The following is a 13465-nucleotide window of genomic DNA, read 5'->3' on the forward strand; positions in this document are numbered from 1 at the left end:
ATAAGATACCTTGTAGACAGTGTATTTACATAGTTACTCATGGCGCGAAAGTTTTACCCCACAGACTTAACTAATATGGAGTGGGAAATCCTGTCTCCCTTAATTCCACCAGCTAAAGAGGGAGGCCATCCACGTACAACAGATATGCGTGAAATATGCAATGCTATCTATTATCATTTGAAAACGGGATGTCAATGGAATATGCTTCCAGGCGATTTCCCACCAAGTTCAACGGTATACAACTATTACCGCAAATGGCAGCGCAAGGGAGTTTGGGAAAAATTAAATCATACACTGCGGGGTCAAGTTCGCTCAAAATTAGGTAAGTCAACACAACCAACAGCGATCGCGGCAGACAGTCAGTCAGTTAAGACCGACCAAAAAAAGGGGATGTGTACGGTTTTGACGGATGTAAAAAGGTAAAAGGAAGAAAGCGGCAGACACTAGTTGATAGTCTAGGACTATTGTTGAAAGTCGTTGTCAGTGAAGCAAATGCCCCAGAGCGAGTACTTGCTGCCTACGCATTAATGGAACTATTAGAGGAGCGCCCAGAATTACTGGAAAAAGTTCAAGTCATGTGGGTTGATTCCGGTTACGACGGTGATAAATTTGCTCTTTCGGTTTGGCTGATGATTCAAGCTCACGTTGAAGTCATACGGCGTACCGAGCAAGAATTTCAAGTTCTCCCCAAACGCTGGGTAGTAGAAAGAACATTTGGGTGGTTGAACCAGTACCATCGTCTTAGTAAAGATTATGAGCGTCTCCCAGAAATGAGCGAAGCAGCCATATATGCTGTTATGACTAGAATTATGCTACGTCGTCTTGTCGTCTAAAGATTTACTTTATAAATAATCTCTAATGCTAATTGTGCCACCTTCAGGAGTAAACTTCATCGCATTGGATAGGAGATTGTAAATCACCTTGTCAAATTTTTCCATATCCAAGTACACTGCGGGACATTCACCCAACTGAGTCACAAGATGCAGTTCCTTTTTCTCACAGTAGGGGCGAAATGACTCGACAATTTGACTGACAAACTCGACTAGATCGCAGGGACGGAAATTAGGCTGCATCCTCCCAGCGTCTAAGCGTTGTAAATCTAGTAGTTGATTGACCAGTCTGAGCAAGCGCCGGGAGTTACGTAAGGCGATCGCACTTTGGGCATGAGATAATCCTTCACCAGACCCCACTGCCGATTCTAAAGGCCCTTGAATCAAAGTTATGGGAGTGCGGAACTCATGGGAGATATTTTGGAAGAATTCGGTTTTTTGTTTGTCTAGTTGTAACAAACGCTCTGCTTGCTCGCGAGTTGTTTGGTATAAACGTGACTGCTGCACAGCGATCGCCGCTTGCGCTGCCACTGCTTTAGCCAGTTCGATATCAGATGAAATCCAGCGACGTGCTTTGCTACCTTCGCGCAGTGTGATGCTACCAATGCACTTACCATCAGCCAGTAAAGGCACGACCATCAGCGAACGTGCAGGCATTTTCAAAGGCAAATCAAACCCTTGGATTGCCGATGGACAATCACTCATGTCAGTAATTATCACTGGTTCATGTGTTCTTAAAAGTTCTTGTAATATAGGATTATTCTGTATAGGTGCTTGAGAGTCGGGTAATTCCCGATCGAATAAATCATTATAAGTACTTAAATTATTATCTTGAGCAGGCGTTCGATTAATTTCAGGATGTTGAGAATTGTCATACAACCCTACACAATGGACAAACTCATCTTCTTCCGTCCATAAAGACAATACACAGCCATCAACTTGTAAAGCCTGTCCCAGTTGGTGGGTGATAGCTGCAAAGATATCTTGGGGATCTAGGCTAGAGCGAATCGCTGTAGTAATTGTATTAATCAGACCTTCTCGTTTAGCAAGGGCACGTACCTGCTCGTATGCATAGGCTTGAGACAAAGCTAAAGCGGCTTGATCCGCCACCATTAACACTAATTGCACCTCTTCCTTACCCCAGATGCGGGGCTGGTAGCACTGGTGTAGTGCTAGCACTGCCATCAGTTCCTGTTGGCAAATCAAAGGCACAACCAAGCTGGAGCAAATGTTAGCGTTAGCAAAAGCTACAGTCCGCTGCTTGAGTTCAGAAGTTTCACCCTGAATGCGCTCATCACCTGCTACATCATGAATTATCTGAACTTCACGGGTTTCCCAAACTGTTTGAGCCAATAGGGAAGAAGGGATAGAGGGAAAATTAATTTGATTGTCCCCGTTCAGGTACTCTTCGAGAAACTCTTTTGGGAATACAGTTGGCTGCACCGCAGTTTCTTTGAGAGGGGAACTCTCCTCCAAACTGCTCGCTGTCTCACTTTGTTTCTTTGTTTGCGCGTCCCCTTGTCCTTCTTCTCTCAAGACCCTCTGATAAATGAATCCTTCATCTACCAACTGTTCTTCTTGAAAGGGACGTAAAAGACAGACATCGACCTCTAACATGTGACCCACTGTATCGACAATTGCTTGCAAAATTTGCCGATAGTCTAAGGCACTGCGAATTGTATTTGTAACTGTATTTAACAGCGATTCTTGACGAAGTGTACGAGTTAGTTCCCGAGTCCGAGCTTTAAGGACATTGTGTGTATCTAAAGCCTGTCGCACGACTGCTTTAAGATCCTCAGCTTCCCACGGTTTTGTGACGTACTTGAATACTTTACCAGCGTTGATTGCTTCTACGAGGTCTTCAACATCAGTGTAACCAGTTAAGATAATCCGAATAATATCCGGATACTGAGTCGCTGTCAGGCTCAAAAATTCTGTACCGCTCATGATCGGCATTCGTTGATCGGAGATGATTACTGAAACCTCTCCCTCTTGCGCTAACAGATCCAACGCGGCAGGACCAGAGGTTGCTCTTAGCACCTTATAGTCGCGATAAAAGGTGCGGTAAAGCAAGTCAAGATTGTCTGGTTCGTCATCAACAACCAAAATTTTAGGCTTACTGTTTACTTGAGATTTCATGCACCGCTTTCCTGCTGCAATGGCAGTTGGATAAAGAATAATCGGATCGGGTAGGAATAGTTCTGAGTCAGGTAATAGCAGAGCGTTTTGACCAATGAGGCTGTTTGGTTACATGACTGCTGAGTGTAGGGGCACCGATTGATAGTAATTTGCCTCAATAGCCTGTGCTGACTAACATTTGCTCTCGTGCAGTGCAATTGAATTCACAGTTGATTTTTGTTTTATAGGCTTGATGTTTGCTTGCCAAATCTTCATTCACCTCCAGCGATAACTGTCTAACAGTATATACAGCCCTCAAGGCTGGCTGAAAAAACCAGATGAAGCTGTTTATTAAGTTTTCCCGTTGCAGCAGTTGCACTAACACTCGCAGGTAAATTTTATTTATGCCATTCATAGTAGGGTCAGCAACATTACAACAATTATGATTTAAAGGCAAAGTATACTATTAGACAAATACCTCTTTCCAATTTAGCAATTAGAACTATAATTCAGACAACTAGCATTAGCTAGGAAATTAGGGATGATTTCCCCAGTAGCTAGGTTAACCTTAGAATTCAGTAGTTTACTTGGTTTTGGGAACTGCTATTAGCGTAGCGGTTATTCAATAAATCACTAAGTAATGTAGCTTAAGAATAATTTAAAGCAGAACTGGACAAGTAGTGGACGGTAAAAAAAATTTCGCATTTAATCGAGCCAGTGTTACTGCCAACTGGTTTTTTGCTTAAAATGGAGCGAGTATTTGTCTTAGCTGAGTAGTTGCATATAGTCAAGATATTTTTCAACTCGATTTATGCAACACAATGAGTACCTGTTTCTGGGACAGGTAGTTAGACATTACCTAGTATTGTCAATTATACTACCTTTGCTCGTTCGCAAGCTGATAGAGCTTAAGCTTAAACCCTCTATTGCAGCAAGGATAACTCTAAACTTCCCGAACAAAGGCTTGCAGATTTATGATGATGCAACTTCTCGCTATTATGAGCAATGTAAAGTTCCAAAGGCCAAAACAATGTTTTGACCTTCGTATACTATATAATTTAAGTAAAAATTTGTACTTTTGCTACAATTTTAACATTATAGGCTAATTTTAGTTTTAATATATTTTAATACAATGTTTTAAGATATTTGAGAAAATTTTTGTTGAATAAAGCCAATACTAAACTAACTTTGACATCCTGGTTTTTCGATCCCCACTACCAAGAGCCAGGCATAGCCGAGCCAGGCCATCACCAATTTCAAATTCGTACTGCTACATCTGCTGATTTAACTGGTATTGCCCAAATAATTGCCGAAAGCTTTCACTCTAAAGATGGTTTCTGGGGGTGGGCTTTTCCTTTGCTACGCTTGGGTATTTACGAAGACTTCAAACATCGCTTATCATCACCTGCACCCCATCATGTTTGTTTGGTTGCTATTGAAACTACTAGTACTGCTAATAACTTAATAGGAACTGTTGAACTGGGTGTGCGTTTTGCTGATTCGTGGATACAGGTTGGTAGAAGTTTTCCTTATCTGTCTAATTTAGCCGTTCATCCCAAATATCGAAGGTATGGAGTAGCATCAGAGTTACTTATTAGCTGTCAACAAGTCTCACAGGAATGGGGATTTCAAGACTTGTATCTCCATGTTTTAGAAAATAACTATCAAGCACGACAACTTTATTTCAAGCTGGGATATAAAGTACATCAAGTAGAATCTAACTGGAACACATTTCTACTAGGACGCTCGCGGCAGATATTATTACATAAGCATTTGAATGCTGATTCAACTACTTAAAGTTTTTAATTAAATTTTAATTTCTAAGTTTACGATCGCTACATAAAGAAATGTTTGTTTTATTAAAAATTAATTGATAATAATACAATAATTAAAGCGATTCAATATTGATAAAAAGTATTTCATCTAAATAAGAGCGATTTGATAAATCAAAATGGTAAAATTACCTTCTCAGTAAAAATGGAATTAAAGAATATAGTATTAAATAACATATGCTTAAGAATTTCCTATATTTCTTATTAATAATTATTTTAATAAGAAATAAAATTTAATTTGACTAATATGATTATTTATTAATAACCTATTATTGACTTTTTCTAGTTAATATAATTTATAATGTTATTATCAGTAAATATACATTTAACCAAAAACTAATTCCTCATAATAACTTTGTATTTCAGATATTCCTCTTTATAAAAACTTTAAAAAAAAAGACTTCAATTGGAAGACAAATCCAGTGAAATCTCATAAAATATAACTAACTCATTACTGAACAATGTCTATACTATTTCTATCTTAGTTAAATTGACCAAAAAATCTTGATAATAATAAAAATCAAAATATTTGGTTTAATTTAGTAATAAGTTTCTGCTGTCAGCCCATAACACCACCAATTTACTCAAAAGTTTGAGAAAACATGGATAGCGAAAAACACCAACGCTATCAAGCTGCTATGGTATCAATTTATTGCCCTGAAACCAGTTTTCTAAACCATCTTGTCATGCCAGATGGAACTGAGCAATCATATAGCTCGGACATACTCAAGCGTTTGCACAGTGGAGAAGTTTTCATTGTCAATAGTCGCAAACGAAATGGATTAATACTGTTTAAACGTTATCATGCAGAATTTGCTGGACCCGGAGCAGCAGTTGGCGGTGATTACGATTGTGATTGCCAGAGAGTGTTGTCTATAGGTAATTTGTCTTTATTACCTCCCGAATCTAACGAGGAGCGTCAGAAGGCCTACTTAATCAGGCGACAGTGGATTCGATTGATTAGACAAATTACAGAAAACCCGATTCCCCAACAGCGAGTCCAAAAGATTCTGGATCAATTTGAACAATACTTTACACCGGAAATGGTGGACGATCTGCCTGATGCTACTTTCGCCCTTTTGGTAGGCGTACTGCCACAAACAGTTGGGATGATACGCCGTTTGGGCAACGATGAAAATTGCAGGCTTAATTACTGAGCGATCGCTAAAAGTTCATATTTGCTAAAACATCTTGGATTCGATTTATGGTGCGGGTATTTTCATTAGGCGTGCCAATGGTAATTCGCAATCCTTCACCAATCTCTCGTACAAGAGTACCAGAGTTCTTAAGGTCTTGATGAAGATTCTTTAAAGCAGCGTCTTGTAAATGAAAATTATTTAGTTTTAGACGCAGGAAAATAAAATTAGCCGCACTTTCTGTAACTTCTAAACTTGGGTGATGAGATAAAGCTTCAATAACTTTGGCTCTTTCGCTTAAGGTTTGGGGAATTGAGTTGAGTAAGAGTTGGCGATTTTGTAAAGCAATTAATGCAGCAGCTAGAGAAAAACTAGGAAGATTGTAAGGTAGACGGACTTTTTCTAGGATAGCGATCGCTTCTGGATGAGCAATACTATAGCCAACGCGCAGAGCTGCTAACCGGAAAGCTTTAGAAAAAGTACGTAATATTACCCAATTGGGGCGCTGTGCTAATTCACCCACTAGTGTATTTTGACTAAATTCAAAATAAGCTTCATCAATTACTACCAAAATCTGCTCGCTCAGACTTCTTAACCATGCAACCTCTGAAGCGGTTAAGGGATTAGCTGTCGGGGAATTGGGATGCACAACAAAAACCACCCTAATCGGAGGATTTTGAGTTTGTTCTATAGCAGACTGTGCTGCTACCAAATCAATTTCAAAATTTGCTGCATTTCTACTTACCGCTACAACAGGAATTCCCAAAGTTTTTGCTAAAATTCCATACATAGAAAAAGTGGGATTGGCAACTAGAATTGCACCTTCTCCTCCCAGACAAGTGGCAATTAATAAAGAGCGGATCAGTTCGTCCGAACCATTCCCAACAGAAATATTGGCAGCAGTCAAAATAGATGGCGAAATAGTAGCTGACTCATTGACATATTCAGCGATCGCTTCTTTGAGGTTTTCATGTCCGCCATCAGGATAACGATTTGTTTCAATTACTTGTTGATATGTCCAGACCAGCTTTTCTTTTAACTCAGGTGGTAAATCATAGGGACTTTCATTGGTATCGAGACGATCGCGTTGCTCGGTAACTGGTTCGGCTGTATCGCTGCTAGGATGGGGTTTGTAAGCAGTAAATTGAGCTAAATCTGAGCGGATAAAGGGAAACATAATTTTAGTTAATATTTTTTAGTCATTCGTCATTAACAGAGAACAAATGATTAAGGGCCTTGATTATATAAGAATTTTATATTTTACAGCTTCACGGTAACTGACAAAAGAGGTAAATTGCTTGCCAAATTTCTTCCATAACATTACCCAAAGCATGATCGCTGTCGAGTTCCACTAACTCTACCCAAGGACGCGATCGCGCGAAGTCACGACTGGCTTCAATTGGGATAACTTCATCTTTTCTTCCGTGCAAAATCAAAGTGGGAATGGGACGTTGTAACAGTTCCTCTTGATATTGAGTAGCATCTGTTACAAAACCATAACTTAAAGGCAGCGATCGCCCCTCTCCATAGTGGTAAACCATGAGGTATTTTTCTAGTTGCCAACGCTGTACTTCTTCATTTCCTAACCTAGGCAACCAATGGAATAAAAACCCGAAAGCTGGTGCTAACAAAACAAGACGTTGCACTTGCTGATACTGCTGTCCCAAATGAGCAGATGTCAATCCACCCAAACTTGAGCCAATCAAGATGACTGGCACAGAAGTATCAGGAAACTCTTTTGCAATTTGGGTTAGCTGACGAGTAATTGTTAAATGAGAGAAATCGCCAGCATTTAGATCGGGAATTTTGAGTTTTGTCTGGATTTTAGCAAAGCGATCGCCTATATCCTTTGCTTTGGCAGATTTAGGGCTGGAAGCAAAACCGTGAAGATAAATGTATTCCAAAGTAATAGATTGTGAGGAATGAAAAGTTAAAGTTAGGAATTATCTAATATATCTTCTTGATATTGTTAGAGAAGCTAAGGGGCTGGAGATGATGGCTGTTCGGGTTGAGTAGGTGGTTTTTCAGGTTGAGTAGGTGGTTTTTCAGGTTGGGTAGGTGGCTGTTCGGGTTGAGTAGGTAGTTTTTCAGGTTGGGTAGGTGGCTGTTCGGGTTGAGTAGGTGGTTTTTCAGGTTGGGTAGGCGGTTGTTGTGGTTGAGTGGGTGGCTGTTCGGGTTGGGTAGGCGGCTGTTGTGGTTTAAGCTGTGGTAAATCGTTGTCTGTTTTGATGGGTGTTATTATCCCATTAGTGTGTGATGAGTTGGTTGGCGAGTTTATTGGAGTTTTACTGTAATTGTCGTCATTCACAGTTCTTCGAGCGGTATTATACAGAATTTCTCCCGTTTCCACAAAAGTGTTTAAAGAGGAACTGTCATTGATGGTGTCTGCGGAAGAGTTGTTTGTGAGAACGTCTTTGCTGGCAGAGTTTGAGGAACTAGTAGATAGCTGTAAAAAAGATGGATTGTCAATTACATCTTTGCCAATTATTGGTGACTGTGCTGCTACAGCAGCAGCAATTTCATCTTGGACGCTGGCGATCGCCGGATCTATGGTAGCTGTAGGATTTTGTCGAGTTAAATCCAGTCCCCGAACTAGATCGCTCGTTTCATAAAAATTTCTCAGATCGAAATCAAATAAGCCTTGAAATTCGCCTTTGACTATAACAATCAGTTGCCCTGCTTGCAGCACTTGATTTTGAGAAGCTTCTTTATTGAAAACTTCAATACCGCTATTTGTTAAAGCACCTACAATTGTGGTGTCTGTTTGTTTGTCATAGCGCACAAACAAAGCCGAACCGCGAATTGCTGCTGCTGCGCTTGGTGTTTGTATCCGTGTTTGACCCCTTCCGGGCGGAATGAGCAGTAAGATTGTTCCGTTGGATAGCGTAAAATAGCGAGTTTTGGGCAAAAATTTAAATATTGCCTGTTCTCCAAGCCTTGCCAATGAGCCATCGTTAAAGCGTAAATCTGCTAGAGAAGATCGGCCCGTTGACAACCCATCTCCAGGAATCATGGGATCTAATTTGCGAGCTGGTCGTCTCTTCTTGCTATTTTTGGGAATCAGTTGCACTAAGTTGCGGAGGTTTTGAATTTCAGCACGAGTTAGAGGAGCGATCGCATTTGCCCGATTTGGCAAAGGCAGGATTATCATCCCCCATAAACCAATTAGCCAAAGTGGGAACAATTTAAGAAACATAGTTTAAACTTTAGTAAAATTAAATTTTTTAAAGAAATAATTTGAATCATACAGGTTTGAAACTGTATACATTATGATGAATAATCAAATTTGTCAATAATAAAATCTAATAAATTTAACTATCTTTATAATTTAGAATTGTTAAAATTATTTTTGCTAACTAGAAAATATCAAAGATTTTCTGCAATCATTCAGTCTCACTTTTTCCACAGAAAAAGTTCAGAATTATTTAAAAGACCCAAAACTTGTAAATAAATGGGTTTTAGAGTTTGCCTTGGCAGCGTTACCAATAGAAAAGGTCAATATCAGATTTATAAATTAAATATTAAATTTAGAGTATAGTAGATGCGATCGCGGGTATATTTTGCCTCAAATTATTAAGGTTTGCGCTGTAACGTAACACGATCTATGGTTATGTTACACCTCGTTAATATACCTTAAACAAATTAATATTTATTTTATAAATCAACTCGAATAAATCTATAGATGTATGTTATTCCTGTTCTAATAATTGAGATATATTTAGCTATAAGCTTAAGAATAAGGTTTATATTCCTTATTGTAACTTTTGAAACAGCCTGTGAGCCTACCTCCATCAGACGCGATTAACGCTATCTAAAAAGATGCAATCTAAGTATTGGATAAATTTGTTTTTTGCAATTTTGTTAATATCCAATAGTGCAAATAAGTGTTGTATTAAAAAAGATGCTGCGTGGGCAGCAAATTCACAAATCAAGTCTTTGGGAAGTAAGCAGAAAAATCATCAGCTAATCGATAAGGAGGATCGAACAGAAATTAATTATAACTGGCAGCAGTTAGATGGATTCAAGTTAGCATTTGCAGAACAGACACAATCAAATTTAATACAGCAAAAAGCATTAGCGAACCAAGACAATCCAATATTTCTAGTAATACCAAATGCAGAACTCAGATACGCGCAAAATGAAAACTCTAGTCCTAGTAATATTCAACCAACGAATGAAGCACCACAGCTAGAAACACAGCCGAGTGATTTACCTCAATCTTCGCCAAAACCAATACAACAACTATTAGATAAACCTCAGATAGATTACACTCAAAGGCTAGAGAGACTCAGGCAAATATTACAGAAAAAACAGTCAAACTCTGATTCCGATACTCTTCCAGAACTGGGGTTAAGAGTGCGACAAAAACCTTTGCCACAGCAACCACTCGAACAACTACCGCCTCCATCAATACAAAAGCCTATAGCCAAGTCTAAACCTATCGGTTTCCTTCAGGCTCGTGTAGGTTACTTCCATACAAGTAATATTTTTTCCTCAGATATTTTCCCCATAGAAGATGGCTTGATGTTTTATGGACTTAGTCTAGCCTCTGCATATTTTCCTCTAGGATCTAAAACTTATTTGAATGGGTCAATTGATGGCAATTTAATTCGTTATGTGGATCGATCTAAATATAGTTATAACCAACTGAGATTTAACCTTAGTGTTTATCAACAGCTATCGCGGCAAATGTTTGGGGAATTTGGTTGGAGCAATCAGCAGTTGTTTTACGATCGCAGTAGCGATAGCTTTGAAGCTGGCGATCGCTTTTTAAATGAAAACTCTCTGCGGCTATCTGTGGGAAGGCGAGATTCCTTAACTCAAAAGTTAATGTTAGATAGTTTTTACGAATTTAGTCTAAATTTTGCCGAGCCAAATAATCGCAGTCGAGCGATCAATTTTGTGTGGATTTCTATGAATTATTACTGGCAAAAGCCTTTGCAAGTTGGTCTTGACTACCAGTTTAACTGGTCAGACTTTACTCAGCGTCAGCGAGACGACAACTACCATAGACTATTCGCCCACTTAAATTATAAAATTTCTACCTCCAGTAATATATATTTGCAAAGTGGTGTTTCTTTTGGAGATTCGACAGATAGTAACATTGATTTTGATGGCTGGTTCTTTAGCATTAATTACAATTTGCAATTAGGTCAGTTTTGAAATTAATTGTTAGTTAGTTTTGACTAATAACTAATCCAGTCGCTCCAGCTACCAGCATAAAGTTTACCAGTATGAACCCCAGCTAATTTTAAAGAAAGTAAATTCACACAAGCAGTAACACCTGAACCGCAATAAACTAAAATTTCTGCTGCATTTTCTAGTTTTTCCCAGCGAAGACGTTGCTCTCGTGGCGAAATTAACTGTCCTGAAGAGTCTGTAGCTTCTAGCCAAGGATAATTAATAGCGCCAGGAATATGACCAGCAATTTTATCAATTGGCTCTCGTTCGCCTCGGTAGCGATCGCTTTCTCTAGAATCTACCAAAACTACCTGCGGTAAATCTTTTCGACTTTTTACAGCCTGGATATCTACTACTAATTCTGTATTTATCTTGGGGATAAAAGTAGCTTTTTGGGGTTGCGGAATAATATCTGTAATGGGATATCCTGCTTTTTGCCATCCAGCAAAACCTTCATTCAGTACTGCTACTCGCTCGTGTCCTAGATAGTGCAACAACCACCAAAGACGAGCAGCAAAGGCAAAGCGAGAATCATCATAAGCTACAACTAGAGTTTTTTGAAAACTTACTCCCATTGCTGATAATTTCTCAGCTAAATCGTTAGGGTTAGGTAAAGGATGTCTGCCACCATGCTTTTCTACAGGACTAGAAAGATCCTGATTCAAATCTAGGTAGTAAGATCCTTTGATGTGGCTTGTTTGGTATTGCTGTTTTCCTAGTTGTGGATCGGCTAAAGAAAAGCGGCAATCCACAATCACAACTTGCGGATCGTCAAGGTGTTCCAAAAGCCATGCTTGCGAAACAACAAATTGGTTGTTAGTCATCAGTCATTTGTTATTAGCTTATAACTATTATCAGTTTTATTTGCACAATGTCAGACCGAGAGGAAAATTTTACACCTCAACTAACAGCAGATGGTTCTTTCACTTTCGTTTCCCACGAATTTGGTGAATCATTTCACAGTCATTTTGGAGCCAAGCAGGAGAGTTTTCTCAAGTTTGTTGCTCCTACTCAACTGGCAACATCTGCCCACAAACCAATTTTGCGACTATTGGATATTTGTTATGGTTTGGGATACAACACAGCAGCAGCTTTGCAGACGATTTGGGCAGTAAATCCCAGTTGTTATGTGGAATTAATTGGTTTAGAACTGAATCCATCTGTACCACAAGCTGCGATCGCTCATCATTTATTTGACAACTGGAACTACGAATACACCGCAATTTTGACTCAACTTGCTGTTGAGCATCAAGTGCAAACAGATTGTCTCAAAGCAAGGCTAATAATTGGCGATGCCAGAAACTCAATTGGGCTACTACATAAATCAGGCTTCCAAGCGGATGCAATTTTTTTAGATCCCTTTTCACCACCTCAATGTCCTCACTTATGGACTGTGGAATTCCTCCAACAAGTTTCTCAGTGTTTACATTTAAATGGGATTCTGGCAACTTATTCTTGTGCTGCTGCTGTACGTACAGCACTTTTGGCCGCAGGCTTATATATAGGCTCTACCTCACCTGTAGGTAGAAAATCGCCTGGTACGGTTGCAGCCCATCCTAGAGATGTAGAGGCAGGGGAAGAAAAATTAATATCAATATCCTCCTCATTCCTCCATCATCTTCTCCCCCCACTCTCCCAAAAAGAAAAAGAACATTTGTTAACTCGTGCTGCTATTCCTTACCGCGATCCGCAATTGAACGCTCCTGCCGATGTCATAGTCATGCGGCGACAACAAGAACAACAAGCTTCTTCGCTCGAACCAACCTCCCACTGGCGAAAACGATGGTTGTCAAGCAATGAGAATACCGATTGTTAGTGATGCTGCCATGGCACATCCAAAAATTATCTTTAATTTTCAACTACAATTAATTGTCAAAATTTTGGCAATTATTTTGATTTGTCTAAAATTCAGATAGTAAGTTTGTGTAATTAAGATTAAAAAATATAAATTTGTATTTATAGATACATAATTTTCAGTATAATTTTTGTGTGTTATGTTGACTTAAAAATCTTAACCAAATACGTATATTGCTATATATAGGTATAAAAACTATAAAATAAAACAGTACTACTTCGATCTAAACTGAGCGAGTATAATAATCTCTGGCGCTACTATGTTAATAAATCTCAGTGAAAAACCTGATTTAACATTTGCGCGAATTTATCATACTGGAATGAAAAGTAAGGAAATTAGACACACAATTTCTGTAGCAATTTTCTCAGTGTTCTCATTAGAGATAAAAAAATATGATATCTATGATTCAACCAGCTTTATATAGTTTATAAAGCTTGCAGTATGCAAAGTGGAATATAGTCAAGCACTAAAATTATTTGTGCAGTTGGATACTGTTAACTTTTTTACAAGATA

At 38.9% G+C, this 13465-nt stretch carries 10 protein-coding genes and 1 pseudogene; 5 read left to right on the plus strand and 6 right to left on the minus strand.

The genetic code is table 11. The annotated features are described in order from the left end of the window. Positions 1-39 precede the first annotated feature (39 nt). A protein-coding gene (locus tag I8752_RS13940; protein WP_214432920.1) for an IS5 family transposase occupies positions 40-833 on the plus strand; the annotation gives its coding sequence in 2 pieces (ribosomal slippage) (positions 40-391 and positions 391-833; 795 coding nt in all). A 21-nt stretch (positions 834-854) separates the two neighbouring features. Here the strand turns inward: I8752_RS13940 and I8752_RS13945 are convergent. Then, positions 855-2969: pseudogene (locus I8752_RS13945) on the minus strand (GAF domain-containing protein); the annotation flags it as partial. A gap of 154 nt (positions 2970-3123) precedes the next feature. Further along, a complete protein-coding gene (locus I8752_RS13950; RefSeq protein ID WP_214432921.1) occupies positions 3124-3363 on the minus strand; it encodes a hypothetical protein in 240 nt (79 codons plus the stop codon). Between the two features lie 746 nt (positions 3364-4109). On the opposite strand from I8752_RS13950, the gene I8752_RS13955 reads away from it, so the two are divergent. Then, positions 4110-4745: a GNAT family N-acetyltransferase gene (locus I8752_RS13955; protein WP_225895651.1), complete on the plus strand. Its 636-nt coding sequence runs from the start codon at positions 4110-4112 to the stop codon at positions 4743-4745. 637 nt (positions 4746-5382) lie between these two features. After that, on the plus strand, positions 5383-5937 hold the full coding sequence (locus tag I8752_RS13960) for a hypothetical protein (RefSeq protein ID WP_214432922.1): 555 nt from the start codon (positions 5383-5385) through the stop codon (positions 5935-5937). 7 nt (positions 5938-5944) lie between these two features. Here the strand turns inward: I8752_RS13960 and I8752_RS13965 are convergent, their stop codons facing one another. From I8752_RS13965 to I8752_RS13975, 3 genes are all read right to left on the minus strand, one after another. Beyond that, a complete protein-coding gene (locus I8752_RS13965) occupies positions 5945-7093 on the minus strand; it encodes a histidinol-phosphate transaminase (protein WP_214432923.1) in 1149 nt (382 codons plus the stop codon). Between the two features lie 91 nt (positions 7094-7184). Next, positions 7185-7826 (minus strand): YqiA/YcfP family alpha/beta fold hydrolase, encoded by a 642-nt coding sequence (locus I8752_RS13970; RefSeq protein WP_214432942.1) that lies wholly within the window; start codon positions 7824-7826, stop codon positions 7185-7187. A 68-nt stretch (positions 7827-7894) separates the two neighbouring features. After that, a complete protein-coding gene (locus I8752_RS13975) occupies positions 7895-9112 on the minus strand; it encodes a FecR family protein (protein WP_214432924.1) in 1218 nt (405 codons plus the stop codon). Positions 9113-9852: 740 nt separating this feature from the next. On the opposite strand from I8752_RS13975, the gene I8752_RS13980 reads away from it, so the two are divergent. Next, on the plus strand, positions 9853-11079 hold the full coding sequence (locus I8752_RS13980) for a hypothetical protein (RefSeq protein ID WP_404827094.1): 1227 nt from the start codon (positions 9853-9855) through the stop codon (positions 11077-11079). 23 nt (positions 11080-11102) lie between these two features. Here I8752_RS13980 and I8752_RS13985 read toward each other — a convergent pair whose 3' ends face one another. Further along, the gene (locus I8752_RS13985; protein WP_214432926.1) at positions 11103-11921 is read right to left on the minus strand and encodes a sulfurtransferase; all 819 of its coding nucleotides are present in this window, start codon (positions 11919-11921) and stop codon (positions 11103-11105) included. Positions 11922-11968: 47 nt separating this feature from the next. Here I8752_RS13985 and I8752_RS13990 point away from each other — a divergent pair, with 47 nt between their 5' ends. Beyond that, the gene (locus I8752_RS13990) at positions 11969-12913 is read left to right on the plus strand and encodes a tRNA (5-methylaminomethyl-2-thiouridine)(34)-methyltransferase MnmD (protein ID WP_214432927.1); all 945 of its coding nucleotides are present in this window, start codon (positions 11969-11971) and stop codon (positions 12911-12913) included. Positions 12914-13465: the final 552 nt, after the last annotated feature.

It is taken from the genome of Dendronalium phyllosphericum CENA369 (assembly GCF_016056275.1).
In the GTDB taxonomy this organism is placed as follows: Bacteria; Cyanobacteriota; Cyanobacteriia; order Cyanobacteriales; family Nostocaceae; genus Dendronalium; species Dendronalium phyllosphericum.

Bases quoted from the DNA above. Each gene is read 5' to 3' on its own strand.
- I8752_RS13950 (WP_214432921.1), bottom strand. From the start codon at position 3,363: ATGAATGGCATAAATAAAATTTACCTGCGAGTGTTAGTGCAACTGCTG.
- I8752_RS13960 (WP_214432922.1), top strand. From the start codon at position 5,383: ATGGATAGCGAAAAACACCAACGCTATCAAGCTGCTATGGTATCAATT.
- I8752_RS13965 (WP_214432923.1), bottom strand. From the start codon at position 7,093: ATGTTTCCCTTTATCCGCTCAGATTTAGCTCAATTTACTGCTTACAAA.
- I8752_RS13975 (WP_214432924.1), bottom strand. From the start codon at position 9,112: ATGTTTCTTAAATTGTTCCCACTTTGGCTAATTGGTTTATGGGGGATG.
- I8752_RS13985 (WP_214432926.1), bottom strand. From the start codon at position 11,921: ATGACTAACAACCAATTTGTTGTTTCGCAAGCATGGCTTTTGGAACAC.
- I8752_RS13990 (WP_214432927.1), top strand. From the start codon at position 11,969: ATGTCAGACCGAGAGGAAAATTTTACACCTCAACTAACAGCAGATGGT.